17 protein-coding genes are annotated in these 19159 nt (G+C 68.6%); 6 read left to right on the plus strand and 11 right to left on the minus strand.

Translation table 11 applies throughout. The features are described from left to right. The first annotated feature begins 30 nt into the window (after positions 1 to 30). The gene (locus JHD82_RS15880; RefSeq protein ID WP_043783749.1) at positions 31 to 1245 is read left to right on the plus strand and encodes a mechanosensitive ion channel family protein; all 1215 of its coding nucleotides are present in this window, start codon (positions 31 to 33) and stop codon (positions 1243 to 1245) included. A gap of 27 nt (positions 1246 to 1272) precedes the next feature. Here JHD82_RS15880 and JHD82_RS15885 read toward each other — a convergent pair whose 3' ends face one another. The 4 genes from JHD82_RS15885 to JHD82_RS15900 all read right to left on the minus strand — a co-directional run bounded on the left by JHD82_RS15885 (position 1273) and on the right by JHD82_RS15900 (position 4085). Further along, positions 1273 to 1752 (minus strand): biopolymer transporter ExbD, encoded by a 480-nt coding sequence (locus JHD82_RS15885; RefSeq protein WP_199137365.1) that lies wholly within the window; start codon positions 1750 to 1752, stop codon positions 1273 to 1275. A gap of 24 nt (positions 1753 to 1776) precedes the next feature. Beyond that, complete coding sequence (locus JHD82_RS15890) at positions 1777 to 2511, minus strand: MotA/TolQ/ExbB proton channel family protein (RefSeq protein ID WP_199137367.1); 735 nt, start codon at positions 2509 to 2511, stop codon at positions 1777 to 1779. Positions 2512 to 2575: 64 nt separating this feature from the next. Next, a complete protein-coding gene (gene dapB / locus JHD82_RS15895) occupies positions 2576 to 3412 on the minus strand; it encodes a 4-hydroxy-tetrahydrodipicolinate reductase (protein WP_199137369.1) in 837 nt (278 codons plus the stop codon). A 124-nt stretch (positions 3413 to 3536) separates the two neighbouring features. After that, a complete protein-coding gene (locus JHD82_RS15900) occupies positions 3537 to 4085 on the minus strand; it encodes an outer membrane protein assembly factor BamE (RefSeq protein ID WP_065345015.1) in 549 nt (182 codons plus the stop codon). A 156-nt stretch (positions 4086 to 4241) separates the two neighbouring features. Between JHD82_RS15900 and fur the strand changes: the two genes are divergently transcribed. The 3 genes from fur (at position 4242) to JHD82_RS15915 (ending at position 7620) form a co-directional block, all read left to right on the plus strand. Then, the gene (gene fur, locus JHD82_RS15905) at positions 4242 to 4667 is read left to right on the plus strand and encodes a ferric iron uptake transcriptional regulator (RefSeq protein ID WP_043783043.1); all 426 of its coding nucleotides are present in this window, start codon (positions 4242 to 4244) and stop codon (positions 4665 to 4667) included. A gap of 143 nt (positions 4668 to 4810) precedes the next feature. Next, entirely contained in the window at positions 4811 to 6388 is a 1578-nt protein-coding gene (locus tag JHD82_RS15910; RefSeq protein ID WP_199137371.1) for a DUF1800 domain-containing protein, read from the plus strand. A gap of 17 nt (positions 6389 to 6405) precedes the next feature. Beyond that, positions 6406 to 7620: a DUF1501 domain-containing protein gene (locus JHD82_RS15915; RefSeq protein WP_199137373.1), complete on the plus strand. Its 1215-nt coding sequence runs from the start codon at positions 6406 to 6408 to the stop codon at positions 7618 to 7620. Between the two features lie 8 nt (positions 7621 to 7628). Here the strand turns inward: JHD82_RS15915 and sigJ are convergent, their stop codons facing one another. The 5 genes from sigJ to JHD82_RS15940 all read right to left on the minus strand — a co-directional run bounded on the left by sigJ (position 7629) and on the right by JHD82_RS15940 (position 14626). Next, complete coding sequence (gene sigJ / locus JHD82_RS15920; RefSeq protein ID WP_199137375.1) at positions 7629 to 8579, minus strand: RNA polymerase sigma factor SigJ; 951 nt, start codon at positions 8577 to 8579, stop codon at positions 7629 to 7631. A 70-nt stretch (positions 8580 to 8649) separates the two neighbouring features. Next, positions 8650 to 9150, minus strand: coding sequence for an NUDIX hydrolase (locus JHD82_RS15925; RefSeq protein ID WP_012207810.1), 501 nt, complete (start codon positions 9148 to 9150; stop codon positions 8650 to 8652). An 88-nt stretch (positions 9151 to 9238) separates the two neighbouring features. Further along, positions 9239 to 9763 (minus strand): GNAT family N-acetyltransferase, encoded by a 525-nt coding sequence (locus JHD82_RS15930; RefSeq protein ID WP_013804779.1) that lies wholly within the window; start codon positions 9761 to 9763, stop codon positions 9239 to 9241. Between the two features lie 94 nt (positions 9764 to 9857). Further along, positions 9858 to 10859 (minus strand): HD-GYP domain-containing protein, encoded by a 1002-nt coding sequence (locus tag JHD82_RS15935; protein ID WP_012207812.1) that lies wholly within the window; start codon positions 10857 to 10859, stop codon positions 9858 to 9860. Next, complete coding sequence (locus JHD82_RS15940; RefSeq protein ID WP_199137377.1) at positions 10856 to 14626, minus strand: PAS domain S-box protein; 3771 nt, start codon at positions 14624 to 14626, stop codon at positions 10856 to 10858. The genes JHD82_RS15935 and JHD82_RS15940 overlap by 4 nt, the downstream gene beginning before the upstream one ends. A 150-nt stretch (positions 14627 to 14776) precedes the next feature. Here JHD82_RS15940 and JHD82_RS15945 point away from each other — a divergent pair, with 150 nt between their 5' ends. Next, complete coding sequence (locus JHD82_RS15945) at positions 14777 to 15037, plus strand: DUF2061 domain-containing protein (protein ID WP_013804781.1); 261 nt, start codon at positions 14777 to 14779, stop codon at positions 15035 to 15037. Positions 15038 to 15464: 427 nt separating this feature from the next. On the opposite strand, the gene JHD82_RS15950 is transcribed toward JHD82_RS15945, so the two are convergent. Next, positions 15465 to 16433, minus strand: a complete 969-nt coding sequence (locus JHD82_RS15950; protein WP_199137379.1) for a LysR family transcriptional regulator — start codon at positions 16431 to 16433, stop codon at positions 15465 to 15467. Between the two features lie 245 nt (positions 16434 to 16678). Between JHD82_RS15950 and JHD82_RS15955 the strand changes: the two genes are divergently transcribed. After that, positions 16679 to 18037 (plus strand): aspartate aminotransferase family protein, encoded by a 1359-nt coding sequence (locus JHD82_RS15955; RefSeq protein ID WP_199137381.1) that lies wholly within the window; start codon positions 16679 to 16681, stop codon positions 18035 to 18037. Between the two features lie 80 nt (positions 18038 to 18117). Here the strand turns inward: JHD82_RS15955 and JHD82_RS15960 are convergent, their stop codons facing one another. After that, positions 18118 to 19134, minus strand: a complete 1017-nt coding sequence (locus tag JHD82_RS15960) for a tripartite tricarboxylate transporter substrate binding protein (protein WP_012207818.1) — start codon at positions 19132 to 19134, stop codon at positions 18118 to 18120. Positions 19135 to 19159 lie beyond the last annotated feature (25 nt).

The following is a 19159-nucleotide window of genomic DNA, read 5'->3' on the forward strand; positions in this document are numbered from 1 at the left end:
TGGTCTTTGATTTCCGGCTGGGATCCCGTCATGCAGGCCCTGGCCGCGCTGTGCGCGCTGGTGCTGCTGGCCCGCTCGGCGGGGTTTGTCGTGCAATGGCTGCTGCTGCGTGTGCTTCCGCGCATGCGCAGCACGCTGGTGGAGATGGAATGGGCGCAGGTGCTGCTGCACGACAGCGTGCTGCAGCGGCTGGCCAAGGCCGTGCCTTCGCTGGTCATGCAGTCAGGCGTGCAGGCCATACCGCAGCTGCAGCCGCAGTGGGCCACGCTGATCCTGAACCTGGCCATCGCCTGCACCATCTACCACGTGGCCCGCGTGATCAGCGCCCTGCTCAACGCCATGAACGAGGCGCACGAGCTCAAGGAAGAGCGCAAGGCCACGCAGGCCCACTCGATCAAGAGCTATGTGCAGCTGGGCAAGCTGCTGGTGTTCCTGATCGCCATCGTGCTCATCGTCGCCACCCTGGTGGACCGCTCGCCGCTGTTGCTGCTGTCGGGCCTGGGCGCAGCCTCGGCCGTGCTGATGCTGATCTTCAAGGACACCATCATGTCCTTCGTGGCCGGCGTGCAGCTGGGCTCCAACGACATGCTGCGCGTGGGCGACTGGATAGAGATGCCCCAGGTCGGCGCCGATGGCTTCGTGATCGACATCGCGCTGCACACGGTGAAGGTGCAGAACTGGGACAAGACCATCACCACCATTCCCACCTGGCGGCTGATGAGCGACAGCTACAAGAACTGGCGCGGCATGTTCGAGTCAGGCGGGCGCCGCATCCGCCGCTCGCTGCACATAGACGCCCACACCATCCGCCTGCTGACGCCCGAGCAGCGGCAGAAACTGGCGCTGCTGGAGCCCCTGAAGGACCATTGGACCCGCAGCGGCGACCTGCGCATGGCCGACGCGCCTGCAGGCAGCGAGATGGCCGCGCAGCAACTCAGCAATCTGGCCGTTTTCAAGGCCTATGCATACGCCTACCTGCTGCGCCATCCGCACATCCACAAGACGCCGAACATGTTTTTGCTGGTGCGCACCATGGAGCCTTCGCCCATGGGGGTGCCGCTGGAGCTGTTTTGCTACACCAGCACCACGGTCTGGGTGGAGTACGAGGCCATACAGGGCGCGATCTTCGACCACCTGATCGGCATGCTGCCGCTGTTCGGACTCAGCCTGTACCAGCGTTCCTCGGACCATGGCCAGCATCTGCGGCTGGCGGGCAGCGAGCGCTGGCCCGAAGGGCAGGAATAGGTTCGCGGACGCAGGCCCGGCGGCGCTTCAGCGCCCGGCGCCGGAGGGGCCCAGGACGGCGGCGGACCGGCCCTCCTGGCTTCGCGCAGGCTCTGCCACGAAGCCCATGCGCGTCAGGCCCGCCGCGTGGGCCCAGCCCATGAGTTCGGCCACGCGGCCATAGGGCACGGCCTGGTCGGCACGCAATTGCAGCTCGGCCTGGGGATTGCGGGCGCCAAGCCGGGCCAGGCGCTCGCGCAGTGCCTCGGGCGTGGTGGGCTGGCCCTGCACCCAGAGCGCGCCCTGCGCATCGACCTCCAGCAGCAGCGCATCGTCCTCGCCCGCAGCCGCCATGGGTTGGGTGCCCTGGGCCTCGGGCAATTGCACGCGCAGGGAGGCGGCCAGCATGGGTGCCGCAAGAATGAAGATGACCACCAGCACCAGCATCACGTCCACCAGCGGGGTGACGTTGATGGCGTGCATGGGCTGGGGGGCGCTTTCCTTGCCGCTCAGTCGTCCGAAGGCCATGTGCGCTCCTGCCTGGCCGCCCGGTCAGGGCGCGTCCATGGGGCCGGCCGGCAGGCCGGCGACGGGCATGCCGTCATCCGGCTGCGCCTGCCCGGGCTGCTCCAGGCCGAACATGGCCTGCAGGTCATGGGCAAAGCCTTCGAGCAGGGCTTCCATCTGGGCGGCGGCGCGGCCCAGCAGGTTATAGGCCAGCACGGCCGGCAGGGCCACGGCCAGGCCGGCTGCCGTCATCACCAGGGCCTCGCCCACAGGGCCGGCCAGTTGCTCGATGCCGATCTGTCCGCTGCCGGCCAGCGTGGCCAGCGCGTGGTGAATGCCCCAGACGGTGCCCAGGAGGCCGACGAAGGGCGCCGTGGCGCCCACGGTGGCCAGCAGGGTCTGGCCCCATTGAAGCTGGTGGCTGGCCGACTGCAGCGCCTGGCGCAGGCCGCGCGTGAGGCGCACGGAGCGCGCTGCGCGCCCCGAGAGCGCCATGCCGCTGCTGCCCGTGGGCGCGAGGGCCTGGGACACGGCCCCGGCCATGGGCGCCACCAGTTGCTGGCGATCGCCCTCGGCCATGCGGGCTTGGCCCGTGGCCAGGTCCGGCGCACTCCAGAAGGCCGCAATGGCCTGTGGAACGCGGCGGCGGCTGGCGGCCATGAACCAGATCTTCCAGACGATGACCACCCAGCTGGCCACCGACAGCGCCAGCAGCAGCAGCGCCGTGCCGCGCGCCACGGCGTCGCCTTGCTGCCACCAGAGCCAGAGTGGGCCGGTCATGGTCTTTATCTCGCCCGTATGGCCAAAGAGAGGTACGCGGCGCTACGGCCCAGGGTCTGTGCCATCACAGACCCAGGACATCGTTCATGTCGTACTGGCCCGTTGCCTTGCCAGCCAGGAAGCGCGCCGCCCGCAGGCTGCCCTGCGCATAGCCGGCACGGCTGCTGGACTTGTGCGAGATCTCGATGCGCTCGCCCGTGCCCGCGAACAGCACCGTGTGGTCGCCGATGATGTCGCCGCCGCGCACGGTGGCAAAGCCGATGGTGTTGTCCTCGCGCGCGCCGGTGTGGCCGAAGCGCTCGTAGACGGCGCGGTCGGCCAGCTTCGTGCCCTGGGCTTCGGCGATGACCTCGCCCATCTTGAGGGCCGTGCCCGAGGGGGCATCGACCTTGTGGCGGTGGTGGGCCTCGACGATTTCGATGTCATAGCCGCTGGACAGCGCCTTGGCCGCCATCTCCAACAGCTTGAAGGTGACGTTCACGCCCACGCTCATGTTGGGCGACAGCACCACGGCCGTGCGCTGGGCGTACTCGGCGATGCGGGCCTTTTCCTCGTCGCTGAAGCCCGTGGTGCCGATGACCAGATTGACGCCCAGCTCGGCGCAGATGGCCAGGTGGTCCATCGTGCCTTCGGGGCGCGTGAAGTCGATCAGGCAATCGGCCTTGGACAGCGCGGCACGCACATCGCTTTCGATGGCGATGCCGCTGGGCTGGCCCAGGAAGGCCGAGGGATCGGTGCCCAGCGAAGGGCTGTCGGCGCGGTCCAGCGCGGCGGCCAGCGCAAGGTCATCGCTTTGCGCGATGGCCTCGATCAGCATGCGGCCCATGCGGCCGGAGGCGCCGGCCACGGCCACACGCAGGCGCTGGTTGTTGCTGGAGGAAGTGGCAGTCGTGGCGTTCATGTCGGGAAAGGGATGCACAAGCTCAATGCATGGACAGCAGGCAAAAGCGGCGCCAGACAGGCGCTGCGGCGGCCTTCATCCACGGAAAAACGCCCGCATGCCTTGCGGCGCGCGGGCGGCGATATCAACGGGCGCCGGATTCCAGTGGCGGGTAGCTGGCCGCTGCGGGCGGCGGCTCGGCGGCCACGGGCTCCTCCACAGGCTTGGCGGCCGGGAACTTGGACAGCTGCTCCTCGCTGGCTTCCAGCTGCGGAATCTTGCCCAGCTTCTTCTTGGAGCCCAGGCTGGCGACGAATTCGGCCTCGGTGGGCATCTCGTCGCCTTCTGAGCGGGCAAACAGGTCGCCGTTGAAGAAGACGGTCAGCTTGCGCACCTGCGAATCGACGCCGGGGCGCTTGATGGTGAACACATATTCCCAGCGATCGGCGTGGAATACGCTGGTGACCAGCGGCGTGCCGAGAATGTCGCGCACCTGCTGGCGGCTCATGCCGGGCTGCAGGGCCTCGACCTGTTCACGGGAGACGAAGTTGCCTTGGACGACCTCGACCTTGTAGGGAGTGACGACATTGGCGACTCGGTGCGCGGCGCCATCGAGGCTGCTGCAGCCTGCCAGCGCCACCCCGATCGACAGCATCAGGGCCGCACTCGTGCGGCAACGGGCTTGAACATGCATTGGTATCAGCATAGGGATATGATCGTGGATCATTGTAGCGGCTGGTCCCTAGGGCTTGCGATCATGCGACGCCCCTGGCACCAGGGCCATTTTGTTCGCCGCCCCGCGCCTGCCATGGTGGCAGTCCAGCGGGCAGTCTCTGCCAAAGACCCAGACATGAAGAACATCGACGAACTCAAGAGTACCGGCCTGAAGGCCACGCTTCCCCGCCTGAAGATCCTGGAGATCTTCCAGACGGGTGCGCAACGCCACATGACGGCCGAAGACGTGTTCCGCGTGCTGCTGGACGAACGCTCGGACATCGGCCTGGCCACGGTCTACCGCGTGCTCACGCAGTTCGAGCAGGCCGGCATCCTCATCCGCAGCAATTTCGAGAGCGGCAAGGCCGTCTACGAACTCAATGAAGGCCAGCACCACGACCACTTCGTGTGCACCAGCTGCGGCAAGGTCGAGGAGTTCTACGATCCCGATATCGAAAAGCGCCAGAACCTGATCGCCAAGGCCAAGGGCTGGGTGATCCAGGACCATTCGATGGCCCTGTACGGACACTGCGCGGAGTGCGCAAGCCGGGCAACCAAGTAAGGCCGGGTCCCTCGGAAAAAGCGGAGTGCTTCACACTCCGCTTTTTTTTGCCTTTTACTTTTTGCTACCGGCGCTTTACAGGGCGAAGCACATGGGCGGAGGATGCTGGCGTCCAATGGATGCCCCCTACCCACCGAGACACCATGCGCCGCACATCGCCGTTCGCCATCGCTCTCACGTTCTGCGCCATCGCCCTGGCCACGGGCTGCGCGCCCCTGCAGGCGCCGCCCTCCTCCGCAACGCCTGCACTCCAGGCCCTGCCCGATGCACCCCTCACCGCCGCGCAGCGCCAGCAATGGCTGGACCGCGTGACCTGGGGCGCCACCGACAGCGAGGATGCACAGCTGCAGCGCCTGGGCTTGAAGGCCTGGCTGGCCCGGCAGTTGCAGCCCGGCCCCCGGCCGCTGCCGCCGCAGGCACAGCAGCGGATTGACCAGTTGGGCATCAGCCAGCGCCCCATGAACGAGGTGCTGCTGGAACTGGAGACCCAGCGCAAGGCCGTGCAGGAGGCGGCATCGGCCGATGAAAAGGCCACGCTGCAGCAGACCTACCAGCGCACGCTGAACCAGTTGGGCAACGATGCCCAGAAGCGCTTCGTGATCCGCGCGCTGTACTCGCCGGCACAGCTGCAGGAGCAAATGACCTGGTTCTGGATGAACCATTTCAGCGTCAGCCTGCGCAAGGCCGATATCCGCGCCTGGGTGGGCGACTACGAGGAGCAGGCCATACGCCCGCATGCGCTGGGCAGCTTTCGCAGCCTGCTGGAAGCCTCGCTGCGCCACCCGGCCATGCTGCGCTACCTGGACAACGCCAGCAATGCGGCAGGCCGCATCAACGAGAACTACGCGCGCGAACTGCTGGAGCTTCACACCATGGGCGTCGGCAGCGGCTACACCCAGGCCGATGTGCAGGAGATGGCGCGCATCCTGACCGGCGTGGGCATCAGCCTGCAGCCGGCCGGCACGCCGCCGCCGCGCATGCGCCCCGAGCGCCAGGGCGACTACCTGCGCTCGGGCTTTTTCGAGTTCAACCCCAACCGGCACGACTACGGCCCCAAGTCCTTCCTGGGCCAGCCCCTGCACGCACGCGGCATGGCCGAGGTCCAGGAGGCGCTGGACCGCATCGTCGCCTCGCCGGCCACGGCGCAGTTCATCGCGCGCAAGCTGGCGGTGTTCTTCATTGCCGACGATCCGCCGCCTGCCCTGGTGCAGCGCACGGCCCAGGCCTTCACGCGCAGCCGGGGCGATATCGCGGCCACCGTGGCCACGCTGCTGGCCGATCCCGAGGCCGCCCCCTTCGGCCGCAAGTTCCGCGATCCGCTGCACTACGTGCTGGCCGCCACGCGGCTGTCGGTGGACCAGCGCGTGGCGGCCGACGTGGCGCCGGTGCTGGGCTGGGTCAACCGGCTGGGGCAGAACCTCTATGCGCATGAGACGCCGGACGGCTATCCGCAGATGCAGTCCGACTGGGCCAGCTCGGGCCAGATGGCGGCACGCTTCGAGGTGGCGCGACAGATCGCCACGCGCAGCGCCGTGCTGTTCCGCGCCGACCCCGCAGACGCGCTGGAGAAGCCGCCCTACGCCACGCTGTCGGAATTGGCCAGCGTGCGCCAGCGCCTGCCGCAGTGGAGCCAGGCCACGCAGGCGGCACTGGCCCAGGCCCGCAATCCGGCGGACTGGAATACCTACTTCCTGTCCGCCCCCGAAATGATGTTCCGCTGACCCCCGGGAGACTGTCCATGCAGCGACGCCACTTTCTGTCCCTGGCCTCCACCCTGCCCTTTGCCGCCCACCTGGGCCGGCTGCAGGCCGCCACGCACCGGCCAGCCACGCCGCGCCTGCTGCTGGTGTTCCTGCGCGGCGCCTATGACAGCAGCAATCTGCTCGTGCCCACGCACAGCGACTTCTACTACGAGGCCCGCCCCAGCATCGCCATTGCCCGGCCCGGCGAGGCCCGGGGCGCCCTGGCGCTGGACGACCGCTGGGGCCTGCACCCGGTGCTGCAGGACAGCATCCACCCGCTGTTCCAGGCAGGCCAAGCCTGCTTTGTGCCCTTTGCGGGCACGCACGACCTGTCGCGCAGCCATTTCGAGACGCAGGACTCCATCGAGCTGGGCCAGGGCCTGGACGGGCGCCGCAGCTACCAGTCGGGCTTTCTGAACCGGCTGGCCCAGGTGCTGGGACAGGATGGCCGCACGGCGGTATCGCCCATGGCCTTCACGCCCCAGCTTCCGCTGCTGCTGCGCGGCAGCCTGCCGGCCGCCAACATGGCGCTGGCATCCGTGGGCAAGGGCGGCCTGGACGATCGCCGCAGCCAGGCCATTGCCGCCATGTACGCGGGCACTGCCCTGGGCCCGGCCGTGCAGGAGGGCTTTGCGGTGCGTGATGCCGTGCAGCGCAGCGTGCAGGAGGAAATGGACCAGGCCGGGCGCAATGCCATCAGCGCACGCGGCTTTGCCCTGGTGGCGCAGCGCATGGCGGCCCTGATGCGCGAGCGCTTCGACCTGGGCTTTGTCGATGTGGGCGGCTGGGACACGCACGTGGCCCAGGGCGGCGCCACGGGCGCGCTGGCCGGGCGGCTGGACGAGCTGGGCCGGGGCCTGGCCGGCTTTGCCCAGGAGATCGGCCCCGAGGCCTGGCGGCATACGGTGGTGGTGGTGATCAGCGAGTTCGGCCGCACCTTCCGCGAAAACGGCAACAAGGGCACGGACCACGGCCACGGCACGACCTATTGGCTGCTGGGCGGCGGGCTGTCCTCGCGCGCTGGCGGGCGTATCGTGGGCGAGCAGGTCGAGGTCAACCAGAAAAACCTGTTCCAGAACCGCGACCATCCCGTGCTCAACGAGTACCGTGCCGTGCTGGGCGGCCTGTTCCAGCGCATGTATGGATTGAGCCCGGCCCAGCTGCAGCGCGTGTTCGAGGGCGTCACACCCCGCGATCTTCAGTTCATCTGACCCTCTGACTACGCTGCCGGGCCTGCCGGGCCTGCAGGGAACGGCAGTGGCGCCGGCACGGCCACGCCGGCCAGCTTGTCGGGGTTGCGCAGCGTGTAGATGCAGCGGATCAGGCCGTCCTCGACCAGCAGCGTCTGCACGGACTCCAGCTCGCCGTCGATGCAGCGCAGCAGGCCCGGCAGGCCGTTGACGCGCGCCAGGTGCAGGGTCTGGCGCTGGCCGTTGCGCCGCATGCGGCGCGTGGTGGCGAAGTACAGCAGGGCCAGGCGCCGGCCCGTCTCCAGCACGCGGCCGAACGAGGGCACCTTGCCGCCGCCGTCGCTGATGAGTTCGGCATCGGGCGCGAACAGCGCCTGGATCTGCGCGAAGTTCCCGCCCTGCACGGCCTGCGCAAAGCGCTGCAGCAGCGCGGCATGGGCCTCGGGCGGCGCCGCAAAGCGCGGGCGACCGGCCTGCACATGGCTGCGGGCGCGGTGCACGAGCTGGCGGCAGGCAGCCTCGCTGCGGCCCAGGGCCTGGGCCACCTCGGCATAGTCGGCATCGAAGATCTCGCGCAACAGGAAGGCCGCACGTTCGTCGGGGGTGAGCTGCTCCAGCACGAACATCAGGGCCGTGGACACGTCGTGGGCACGCTCCAGCAGGTCTTCGGCCGAGGGCGCGGCCTCCTCGGCCCAGGGCTGGACCAGGGGCTCGGGCAGCCAGAAGCCCTGGTAGTGCTCGCGCTCGGCGCGCAGGCGGCGCAGCCGGTCTATGGCCAAGCGCGTGGTCACGGAGACCAGCCAGGCCTCGGGCTGCTCTATGCCGGCGCGCTCGGCGCCATGCCAGCGCAGCCAGGCTTCCTGGACCAGGTCCTCGGCATCGGCGCGCTGGCCCAGCATGCGGTAGGCCAGGCCGAACAGGCGCGGGCGGTGGCGCTCGAACAGCGCCAGGGGATCGTCGGTGACGGAGGAGGTCTGCATGCCATCAAGACGCGGGAGCGTGGCGTTTTGTGACAGACAGGGCCGGCATGGTGCTCGGTGCCTTGGTGACTCAGTGGGGCTGCGGAGCCTGCATCACGCTGGGATCGGTATGGATCAGCTCCAGCGGGTAGCGGCGGCCGGCCAGGTAGTCCTCGATGCTTTGCATCACCAGCGGGCTGCGGTGCTGGGCTGCGCAGGCCTTCAGTTCGTCCAGCGTCATCCAGACCGTGCGCAGGATGCCGTCATCCAGCGGCTGGCCGGGCCGGAAGTCACCCAGCTCGCCCGTGAACGCAAAGCGCAGATAGGTGATGTCCGAACCCGTGCGCGTGCGAACGAAGCGGTTCAGGTAAATGCCGACCAGGGCCGTGGGCACGAAGTCGTGCGCGGTTTCCTCATCGACCTCGCGCACGCAGGCGGCGATGGGCGACTCGGCCGGGTCGAGATGGCCTGCGGGCGTGTTGTAGCGCACGCCATCGGCCGTGTCTTCTTCCACCAGCAGAAAACGGCCATCGCGCTCAATGATGGCCGCCACAGTGACATTGGGTTTCCAGCGATCGGGCATGGCGCGCATTATGACCAGAGGCGGCCGCCACGTCCCGGCCAAAACCCCATCAACACGCCCTCAACACGCCCTGCCGGCCACCCGCGCGACACCGCGCCTATAGCGGCCGGACCATGTACAGCGCACCGTCGCCATAGCTGTCCAGGCGCTGCTGCTGCAGCGGGTTCGCCAGCGCCTGCACGGCATAGCCATGGCGCTCCCAGTAGCCGCGTGAGCCCTGCACCGAGACCAGGGCCGTGTGGCGCAGGCCCTCGGCACGCGCCCTGTCCCACAGCGGCGCCAGCAGCGCGCGCGCCAGGCCCTGGCCTGCAGCGTCGGGGTGCACGGCCATGTCGTGCAGGTAGAGGGTATCGGCCTGCTCCACGGCTTCGAAGTCACCGTGCAGCGGGGTGATCTTGGCCATCCGGCTGCGGTAGGCCGCAAGGTAGGCGCGCACCCGGCCGCCCTGCTCCAGCGCCAGCGAGCAGTTCGCCGCGCTGGCCAGGCGCCGCGCAAAGACCTCGCCGCTCTCGGCATAGTCCGCGCCATAGCAGGCCAGCTGGATGTGCAGCAGATCGGACAGGTCGGCAGCGGTCAGTGCGCGGACATGGAAGCGGCCAGCGAGGGGCGGGGGAGAAGACATGGACAGGTCATTTGAGCGCCGATGGCAGGCCCGCCAGGGTAAGCGATGGCCCATGCCCCAGCATGCCCTGCCGGAATCGGTGCTGCCGGTGCAGTCAATCCTTCCAGCGCTCGCGTATGTCTTCCAGCTGCGGGCGCAGGCCGATGAACAGCGGCACCAGGCGCGGGTCGAAGTGGGCGCCGGCCTGCTGCTCTATGTGCTCCATGGCGTCGTCCACGGTCCAGGCGTGCTTGTAGGGGCGCTCCGTGGTGAGCGCGTCGAACACGTCGGCCACGGCCACGATGCGCGAGGCCAGCGGAATGTCCTCGCCCGCCAGGCCCTGCGGGTAGCCCGTGCCGTCCCATTTCTCGTGATGGGTCAGCGCAATGCTGTAGGCCATCTGCAGCACCTGGGAGTCGTGCTCGCCGATGATCTCGGCGCCGATCTGCGGATGGCGGCGCATGACGGTCCATTCCTCGGCCGTCAGCGGGCCGTTCTTGAGCAGGATGGCATCGGGGATGCCGATCTTGCCCACGTCGTGCATGGGCGCGGCGTTGAGCAGGTCGTCGGCCCACTCGTCGGTGCAGCCGGCCGCCAGCGCCAACGTCTTTGCGTAGTGGCTCATGCGGATCACGTGCATGCCGGTTTCGTTGTCGCGGTACTCGGCCGCGCGGCCCAGGCGCTGCACGATCTGCAGGCGGGTGCTGCGCAACTCGTCGAGCTTGACCAGCGACAGGTGGTTGCGCACCCGCGCGCGCACCACGGGCGCACGCACGGGCTTGACGATGTAGTCCACCGCGCCGGAGGCAAAGCCCAGCGCCTCGTCCTGCCCGTCCGACAGGGCCGTGATGAAGATCACCGGGATGCGGGCGGTGTCGGCCTGTGCCTTGAGCTGGCGGCACACGGCGTAGCCATCGAGCTCGGGCATCATGATGTCCAGCAGGATCAGGTCCGGCTGGTGCTGTGCCAGCTGCAATGCCTTGCGCCCGTCCGTGGCGAACGAGAGCCGGTAGTCCTCGCCCAGGATCTGGCGCAGCACATGCAGGTTGGTCGGGTCGTCATCGACCAGCAGCAGGCGCGGGCGCTTGTCCGTTGCCAGTAGATTGGGCGCATTCATGCTCTGTCTCCATCGATCGAGGGCAGTTGCTGCTGCAGCTGCTGGGCGCATTCCTGCGCACGCTCGAAGTCGAAATTATCCAGTGCCTGCTGCAGTGGTTGCAGCTGTTCGGCCGTCAGTATGCGCACCAGGGCCTGCATGGCCTGCCCGTCCAGTTCCCCGCTTTGCAATGCGGCAACGATGCGCTCCAGCCAGGGCCGGGCATCGGCCGGCAGGCAGGACGCGCCGCCCTGCGGCCCGGCATCGGCCACGGGCGGCGCCGGTGCCGTGCCACCGGGCAGCGCCTGGCCCGCGACCTCGGCCACCGGCATGGCGGCCGGATGGCGCTGGCGCAGCTCCTGCGTCACGGCATCCAGCGCCTGCTGCAACTGGTCGATGAGGGCAAGCAGCTGGGGCTGCGGGGCGCCATCCTGCGCATGGCCTTCCAGGCGCGATGCCAGGCGGTATACGGCCTGCAGCCCCAGGTTGCCTGCCGCGCCGCGCACGCGGTGCGCCAGGCCCACCAGGGCCTCGGTCCCCGGGCGCTGCAGGGCACGGCGCAGGCGATCGGCCAGGTCAAGCTGCTCGTTCAGAAAGCGCCGTATGGCGGCCACCAGCGGATCGACCCGACCCCACAGCGCAATGCCCGAGGCCCAGTCCACCGTGACATCGGGCAGCCCCGCCTGGGCACTGGCGGGCGCGGGCGGCCTGGCCTCCTTGAGCGCCACCTGCAGCGACAGCAGCCGCGCGATCTCGGCCTGCAGCCGCGCCATGTCCAGCGGCTTGGAGGCAAAGCCGTCCATGCCGGCGGCGCTGGCGTCGCTGCGGTCCTTCTCCAGCACGCTGGCCGACAGCGCGACGATGGGCACGGGCCGGCGCTGCAGTTGCCGCTCCCAGACGCGGATGGCACGCGCCGCCGCCAGGCCGTCCATGCCCGGCATCTGCAGGTCCATCAGCACCACGTCGAAGGGCGGCTCCTGCGCCTGCACGCGGCGCAGCGCCTCGGCACCGTCATGCGCCAGCGCCATCTGGTGGTTCTGGCTGGAGAAGTTGATCTGCAGCAGCTCCAGGTTCTCGGGCACATCGTCCACGGCCAGGATGTGCAGCGGCGGCAGGCCGCGGCTGGCCGCGCCGCGCTCGGACAGCGGGCTCTCGCCGACCGGCAGGGGCAGGCGCACCTCGAACACCGTGCCCACGCCCACGGTGCTGTGCAGCTGGATGCTGCCGCCCATGAGCTCGGCCAGCTGGCGCGAGATGGTCGTGCCCAGGCCCGTGCCGCCAAAGCGCCGCGTGGTCGAGGCATCGGCCTGGGCGAAGGGGTCGAAGATGCGGTGGATCTTCTCGGGCGCGATGCCGATGCCCGTGTCATGCACATCGAGCTGCAGCACGCCCTGCTCGTAGCGCACGCGCAGCAGCACATGGCCACGCTCGGTGAACTTCACGGCATTGCCCAGCAGGTTCACCAGGATCTGCTGCACGCGCATGCCGTCGCCACGCAGGGCCGCCGGTGTGTGCGGGTCGTAGTCCAGGCGCAAGTCCAGGCCCTTGCGGTCCGCCGTGATGCGCAGCGACGCCAGGATCTGCTGGCACAGTTCGCGCACCGAGAAATCCTCGATCTCCAGCTCCACCGCGCCCTTGTCGAGCTTGGCCGTGTCCAGGATGTCATTGAGCAGGCGCAACATGGAGCGCGCCGCGTAGTGCACCGTGTCCAGATAGCGCGCCTGCGTGGGCTGCAGGGCGGTTTCGCGCAGCGCCTCGGTGAAGCCGATGATGGCGTTCATGGGCGTGCGGATTTCGTGGCTCATGTTGGCCAGGAAGGTGCTGCGCGCGGCGGCGGCCGCCTCGGCATGCTCCTTGGCCAGCACCAGCTCCTGGGCCAGCTTGCGCTGGGCACTGATGTCGGTGAGCAGCTTGACGATCTTGTAGGGCCGGCCGTCGGCGTCGCGTATGGGGTTGTAGGTGGCCTGCACCCAGATGCGCCGCCCCTCGCGCCCGCAGCGCAGGAATTCGCCGGCCTGGAATTCGCCCTCGGCCAGGCGGCGCCAGAACTGCACATGCTCGGGCGTGTGGGCATAGCCGGGCTCGCAGAACATGCCGTGGTGGCGGCCCGCGACCTCGTCGAGCCGGTAGCCGAACAGGTCCAGGAAATTGCGGTTGGCGCGCAGCACTTGGCCCAGCAGGTCGTACTCGATGGTGGCCAGCGACAGGTCGATGGCGCGCACCGTGCCCTCGAACTCGGCATTGCGCGCGCGCGCCGCCGTCTGGTCCATGATCACGCCGTCGATCCAGGTCAGCTCGTCGTGCTCGTTGAAGACGCCGCGCCCGGTCTCGGACACCCAGCGGGTGCTGCCGTCGCGGTGCAGCAGGCGGTAGTCGGCGTTGTAGGTCTGGCGCCGTGACAGCGAATGCGAGACCGCAGCCTCCAGCCGGTCGCGGTCCTCGGCATGGATGAGCCGGTCCCAGCCCGTGAGTCCGTCCGTGAAGTCCTGCTCCGTCCAGCCGGTCAGCTCCTTGATGGAGCGGCTGAGCAGCAGCGGCGTCCACTTGCCGTCGTACAGGCAGCGGAAGGTGGTGCCCGGCACGTTGTTGATCAGGGTGCGGTACTGCTCCTCGCTGCGGCGCAGCGACTGCAGCATCTGGCGGCGCTCGCGGATGTCGGTCACAAAGCCCACGAACAGCGGATCGCCCGCAATCGCCACCCGGCCCACGGCCAGGCGCACGGCGATCTGCGTGCCGTCCTTGTGCAGGGCATGGACATCGCGGCTGGAGCCGAGCAGGCCTGCAAAGCCAGCGGCCAGCTGCTTTTCCAGCGAGCCGCCCTCACCATCGCAGCCCGATGCAGGCATGAGCAGGCTGGCGCTGCGGCCCAGCACCTCCTGCGCCGTCCAGCCCAGCAGCCGCTCGGCCGCGCCGTTGAACGAGACGATGCTGCCGCGCCCGTCGATCATCACGATGCCGTCCACCGCCGTATCCACCACGGCGCGCAGGCGCGACTCGCTGCGCTGGACCTGCCGGTAGATCTGGCGGTAGCGCAGCGTCATGTTGACCGCGAGCACCAGGCCGAAGATCAGCACCACCACGCCCACGATGGAGAACACCAGCAGCGCATGCGTGGGCGCCTGCTGCTGCGCCAGCGCATCGATACCGGGCTTGAGGCGCAGTGCGTACAGGCCCGCATAGTGCATGCAGGAAATGGCCAGGCCCATGACTATGCCGGCCACCAGGGTGGGCCACAGGCGGCCCGTGTTGCCCAGCCGAAAGCGCACCCACAGCGACAGCATGGCCATGGTGGCGGCCACGATCACCGACAGCAGCACGCCCCAGGGGTCGTAGAGCATCAGGCTCCAGGTCTGGGCCGCCGCCATGCCGATGTAGTGCATGGAGCCAATGCCCAGCCCCATGAGCACGCCGCCGCCGACCAGCGCCTGGGCGGACAGCCGGGGCCGCACCATCAGCGTCAGCGCCAGCCAGGACGCCAGCATGCTGGGCAGCATGGACAGCGCGGTGATCCAGGGGTCGTAGTCGCCGAAGGTGCAGGGCACAAAGGCGAGCATGCCGATGAAGTGCATGGCCCAGATGCCGGCGCCCAGGCAGAAGGCGCCGGTCAGCACGCCGGTGCGGCGTATCCGGGGCGAGGCGGCATTGCGCGCCAGCCCCGCGATCTGCATGGCCATCATCGACGTGGCCACGGCCACCACCACTGACAGCGCCACCAGGCCCGGATGCAGCCACTGGAACCACTGCGGATGGGGTGCCCATCCGAGCACGAAGATCTCGTCCCAATTCATGGCGCCCCCCCTGAATGGCACAGGGCCACGGCACCTGCCTGCCCGCCATCGATAGTCTTCATGTCTTTGATATTCATTTTCGATTGGCCGCAGCTATTGATCACACCTAGCATGGAGTCTCATCACGAGAAAAGCCCCGAGGAAAGCCCCATGACCCGCATCCGCCAGACCCTGCACCACCACCGCCACACGCTGATGAAAACCGCCAGCTACTACGTCATCCACGTCACGGTGGCGGCGGCCGTGGCCTATGCCGTGACCCGCAACCTCTGGGCCGCGCTGACGCTCAGCCTGCTGGAGCCCACCGTCCAGGCCGTGGCCTTCTTCTTCCATGAAAAGCTCTGGGAACGGGGCCTGCGCCGCCGTGCCGATGCCGCCGCCGCGATGGCGCCGCCCACGGCTGCAGCCTGAGCCTGCCGGGAACACGGAGATGAACATGCCCATGCCCATGCCGACACCCATGCAGCCCCTTGGCGCAGATTCATTCGGGAAATGGCTGGCCGAGACCCTGGCCAGGATGGTCGATGGCGGCACGGGCTGAAACCCGGCCCTGCCGTGGCGGCAAGAGAGGTGGACATGGCGGCGCATGGTGGCAAGAACCCGGGAAATGCGAAATCGTTGGTATCAAGGCGCTGCTCGTACGGCCCAGGGCCGACACGGAATCCATGCATGCATGTCGGCGCAATCGGGGCGGACTGAAGCCCTGGCCCCGGCCACAATGCCAAACATTGTCAAGCGCATACGCTGCAAAAACCTGAGCACAAGCTGTGCAAAAACCTGTGCACATCCTGATATCAAACCTGTGAATTTCCTCTTTCCAAGGCTGTGATGAACCCGTTCATCCATGGTGCACGGCCAACAGCGCGTCAATGAACACCCGGGCTGCACGCCCAGGGGCCACGGCATTGCGCCAGACGGCGAAGAAATCACACAGATAGAAAAAGCGGTGCGGTGCCACGGCCTGCAGCAGGCCCTGGTCCTGCATGGCCTGTGCATAGTGATCGGGCAGAAAGCCCAGGTAGCAGCCCGATCGCACCAGCATGGCAATGGCCTCCTGGTCAAAACCGGTGGCCTGGCGCTGCAGGCCGGCCTGGTGGCTGAGCGCCATGTTGGGCGACTGGTAGCCCAGGCCTGCGAAGGCATGCGCACCCAGGCTGTCCCAGTCCAGCGCATCATGGTCGGCGCCATGCAGCGGATGGCCGGGAGCGCAATACAGCTGCATGCGCTCGCCAAACAGCCGGGCGCTGTCCAGCGCGCCCGAACTGGGTGCCGATGGCAGCACGCCCACCTGCCAGCGCCCCTCCATCAGCCCGCGCTCGATGGCCTGGATGGAGGCCACATGCAGGCGCAGATGCAGCTGCGGCGCCTGGTCGTGCAAAACGCCGATCGCCTCGGGAATGCGCGACTGCGGATTGCCCACGGTCTTGTCGAACAGCGCCACGTCCAGCGTGCCGGCCAGCCGGCCATGGATGTCGTCCACCTGGCCCAGGAAGCCTTCCACGCCACCGAGCAGTTGCAAGGTGGCCTCATAGATGCGATGGCCTTCGGGCGTGAGCGCGAAGCCCGCGCGCCCGCGCCGGCACAGCGTCAGGCCCAGGCGCTCCTCCAGGTCCTTCATATGGCGGCTCAGCGTGGAGCTGCCGATGTTCAGCTCCAGCTCGGCAGCCGACATGCCGCCGCACTCGACCACGGCCTTGAACACGCGCAGCAGGCGCAGGTCCATGTCGCCCAACTGGCCCAGCGCGGCGCGCGCACGCCCGTCCCGCGCCGGGCGGCCTGGGGTGCTGTCCATCGAAAAATCCGCCATCGCCCTTCGCCTCCCGGTGCCCGCCTGAACCGGCCACCACTACAGGGGAGCCACTATAGGCGAGCACCAGGGCGGAGACGGCCATGGATTCCCACAATGCGCGCTCTCCGGGCCCGGATCGGCAAGCCCCTGCTCACTTGCAGAAATCCGCAAGTGAACCTCGATATCACGCACTTCGAGAAATCAAAAGGCACGATCACAATGGGCCGGTTCCTTTATTTCTTTCCCGGCCCGAGGAGATCACCATGACCCTGGTTCCCACCGAACAAGGCGCTGCAGCCGCCACGCGCACCGATGCCGCCTGGCTTGACGCCCACTGGATGCCCTTCACCGGCAACCGCGAGTTCAAGGCGCGCCCGCGCATGATCACCAGCGCCCAGGGCGCCTACTACACCGATGCCGACGGCCGCAAGATCTTCGACGGCCTGTCGGGCCTGTGGTGCTCGGGCCTGGGCCATGGCCGCCGCGAGATCGCCGAAGCCATCGGCCGCGCGGCCCAGCAGCTGGACTATGCGCCGGCCTTCCAGTTCGGCCACCCGGCCTCGTTCGCGCTGGCCAACAAGATCAAGGAGCTGACGCCTGCAGGCCTGGACCATGTGTTCTTCACGGGCTCGGGCTCGGAGGCGGCCGACACGGCGCTGAAGATGGCGCGCGCCTACTGGCGTGCCAAGGGCCAGGGCGGCAAGACCCGGCTGATCGGGCGCGAGAAGGGCTACCACGGCGTGAACTTCGGCGGCATCTCGGTCGGCGGCATGGTGGGCAACCGCAAGACCTTCGGCCAGGGCGTGGAGGCCGACCATCTGCCGCACACGCAGCCGGCGCTGGGGTCCTTCCACAAAGGCATGCCCGCCACCGATGGCCGCGCGCTGGCCGACCGGCTGCTGGACCTGATCGCCCTGCATGACGCCAGCAACATCGCAGCCGTCATCGTCGAGCCCTTCTCGGGCTCGGCCGGCGTGGTGATTCCGCCGGCCGGCTACCTGCAGCGCCTGCGCGAGATCTGCACGCAGAACAACATCCTGCTGATCTTCGACGAGGTCATCACGGGCTTTGGCCGCTGCGGCGCCATGACGGGGGCCGAGGCCTTCGGCGTCACGCCCGACATCATGAACATCGCCAAGCAGGTGACCAATGGCGCCCAGCCCCTGGGCGCCGTGGTGGCCAGCAAGGAGATCTACGACACCTTCATGGCAGCGGGCGGCCCCGAGTACATGCTGGAGTTCCCGCACGGCTACACCTACTCGGCCCACCCCGTTGCCTGCGCAGCAGGCGTGGCCGCGCTGGACCTGCTGCAGCGCGAGGACGGCCCGGGCCGCGTGCGCGCGCTGGCCCCGTTCTTCGAGCAGGCCGTGCACAGCCTCAAGGGAGCAAAGCATGTGGCCGACATCCGCAACTTCGGCCTGGCGGCGGGCTTCACCATCGAGTCGCTGCCCGGCGAGCCGGCCCGCCGTCCCTACGAGATCGCCATGAAGTGCTGGGACAAGGGCTTTTACGTGCGCTACGGCGGCGACACCATCCAGATCGCACCGCCCTTCATCAGCGAGAAGGCCGAGATCGAGCGGCTGGTCAGCGCCCTGGGCGATGCCCTGACGGAAACGAACTGAGCATCTCCGGCACATGAGAAAAGCCCCTGGGCCGTGAGGCCGCAGGGGCTTTTTTACATGGCAATGGCAAGGCTGCGAAATCAGTCCAGCGTGATGCCCGCGTTCTTGATCACATCGCGCCACTTGTCCACTTCCACGCGCAGGAACTGGGCCGAGGCATCGGGCTTGAGGCCCGAGGGCAGCACGCCCATGGCGTCCAGCTTTTCCTTGACCTCGGGCGCGGGCAGGGCCTTGGCGATCTCGGCGTAGAGCCGGTCCACGATGGGCTTGGGCGTGCCTGCGGGCACGGCCGCGAGGAACCAGGCATCGGCCGTGAAGTCCTTGAGGCCGGCCTCGGACATGGTGGGCACGTCGGGCATGGACTGCAGGCGTTCGTTGTGGGCCACGGCCAGGGCGCGCACCTTGCCGGCCTTGAGCTGCGCGGCAATCGTCACGGCCGTGAGAAAGCCGAAGTCGGTCTCGCCGGCGGCCAGCGACACCACGGAAGGCGCACTGCCCTTGTAGGGCACGTGGCCGATCTTGACCTTGGCCTGCATGGCATACAGCTCGGCGCCCAGGTGGTTGGGGCCGCCCGTGCCCGACGAGGGGTAGTTGAGCTTGCCGGGCTGGGCCTGGGCCGCCGCCGTCAGCTCCTTGAGCGAGTGGAACGGGCTTTGCGCGCCCACGGTGAGCACCAGCGGGCTGCGTGCCACCAGGCTGATGGGCGCGAAGTCGCGCAGCGGGTCATAGGGCAGCTTGGTGTACAGGCCCTTGGCCATGGCCATGCAGCCCACATCGCCCAGCACCACGGTGTAGCCGTCGGCCGGCGCCTTGGCCACCAGGTCGCAGCCGATGGTGCCGTTGGCGCCGGGCTTGTTATCCACCACCACCGTGGTGTGCATGCTCTCGCCCATCTTTTGCGCCAGCAGGCGGCCCAGGATGTCGGTGGAGCCGCCAGGCGCAAAGGGCACGACCAGGCGAATGGTCTTGGACGGATAGCTGCCTGCGCCCTGGGCATGGGCGAAGGGCGCCGCCAGCGTGGCCGCCAGCGCCAGGCCGCCGGCCAGGGCGCGCCACAGGGCAGGGGTACGGGAAGATGCGAAAGGGGTTTGTCTCATGCTGTTGTCTCGTGGGGGGTGGAAT

The sequence above is a fragment of the Delftia sp. ASV31 genome (assembly GCF_016428765.1).
Taxonomy (GTDB): domain Bacteria; phylum Pseudomonadota; class Gammaproteobacteria; order Burkholderiales; family Burkholderiaceae_C; genus Comamonas; species Comamonas acidovorans.

What these genes read in the sequence shown, in the direction of transcription:
- JHD82_RS15945 (WP_013804781.1), top strand. Translation starts at nt 14,777, where the DNA reads ATGACCCGCATCCGCCAGACCCTGCACCACCACCGCCACACGCTGATG.
- JHD82_RS15960 (WP_012207818.1), bottom strand. Translation starts at nt 19,134, where the DNA reads ATGAGACAAACCCCTTTCGCATCTTCCCGTACCCCTGCCCTGTGGCGC.
- JHD82_RS15940 (WP_199137377.1), bottom strand. Translation starts at nt 14,626, where the DNA reads ATGAATTGGGACGAGATCTTCGTGCTCGGATGGGCACCCCATCCGCAG.
- JHD82_RS15890 (WP_199137367.1), bottom strand. Translation starts at nt 2,511, where the DNA reads ATGACCGGCCCACTCTGGCTCTGGTGGCAGCAAGGCGACGCCGTGGCG.
- JHD82_RS15880 (WP_043783749.1), top strand. Translation starts at nt 31, where the DNA reads ATGCAGGCCCTGGCCGCGCTGTGCGCGCTGGTGCTGCTGGCCCGCTCG.
- fur (WP_043783043.1), top strand. Translation starts at nt 4,242, where the DNA reads ATGAAGAACATCGACGAACTCAAGAGTACCGGCCTGAAGGCCACGCTT.
- JHD82_RS15885 (WP_199137365.1), bottom strand. Translation starts at nt 1,752, where the DNA reads ATGGCCTTCGGACGACTGAGCGGCAAGGAAAGCGCCCCCCAGCCCATG.
- JHD82_RS15955 (WP_199137381.1), top strand. Translation starts at nt 16,679, where the DNA reads ATGACCCTGGTTCCCACCGAACAAGGCGCTGCAGCCGCCACGCGCACC.
- JHD82_RS15950 (WP_199137379.1), bottom strand. Translation starts at nt 16,433, where the DNA reads ATGGCGGATTTTTCGATGGACAGCACCCCAGGCCGCCCGGCGCGGGAC.
- JHD82_RS15910 (WP_199137371.1), top strand. Translation starts at nt 4,811, where the DNA reads ATGCGCCGCACATCGCCGTTCGCCATCGCTCTCACGTTCTGCGCCATC.
- JHD82_RS15915 (WP_199137373.1), top strand. Translation starts at nt 6,406, where the DNA reads ATGCAGCGACGCCACTTTCTGTCCCTGGCCTCCACCCTGCCCTTTGCC.
- JHD82_RS15935 (WP_012207812.1), bottom strand. Translation starts at nt 10,859, where the DNA reads ATGAATGCGCCCAATCTACTGGCAACGGACAAGCGCCCGCGCCTGCTG.
- sigJ (WP_199137375.1), bottom strand. Translation starts at nt 8,579, where the DNA reads ATGCAGACCTCCTCCGTCACCGACGATCCCCTGGCGCTGTTCGAGCGC.
- JHD82_RS15900 (WP_065345015.1), bottom strand. Translation starts at nt 4,085, where the DNA reads ATGCATGTTCAAGCCCGTTGCCGCACGAGTGCGGCCCTGATGCTGTCG.
- dapB (WP_199137369.1), bottom strand. Translation starts at nt 3,412, where the DNA reads ATGAACGCCACGACTGCCACTTCCTCCAGCAACAACCAGCGCCTGCGT.
- JHD82_RS15925 (WP_012207810.1), bottom strand. Translation starts at nt 9,150, where the DNA reads ATGCGCGCCATGCCCGATCGCTGGAAACCCAATGTCACTGTGGCGGCC.
- JHD82_RS15930 (WP_013804779.1), bottom strand. Translation starts at nt 9,763, where the DNA reads ATGTCTTCTCCCCCGCCCCTCGCTGGCCGCTTCCATGTCCGCGCACTG.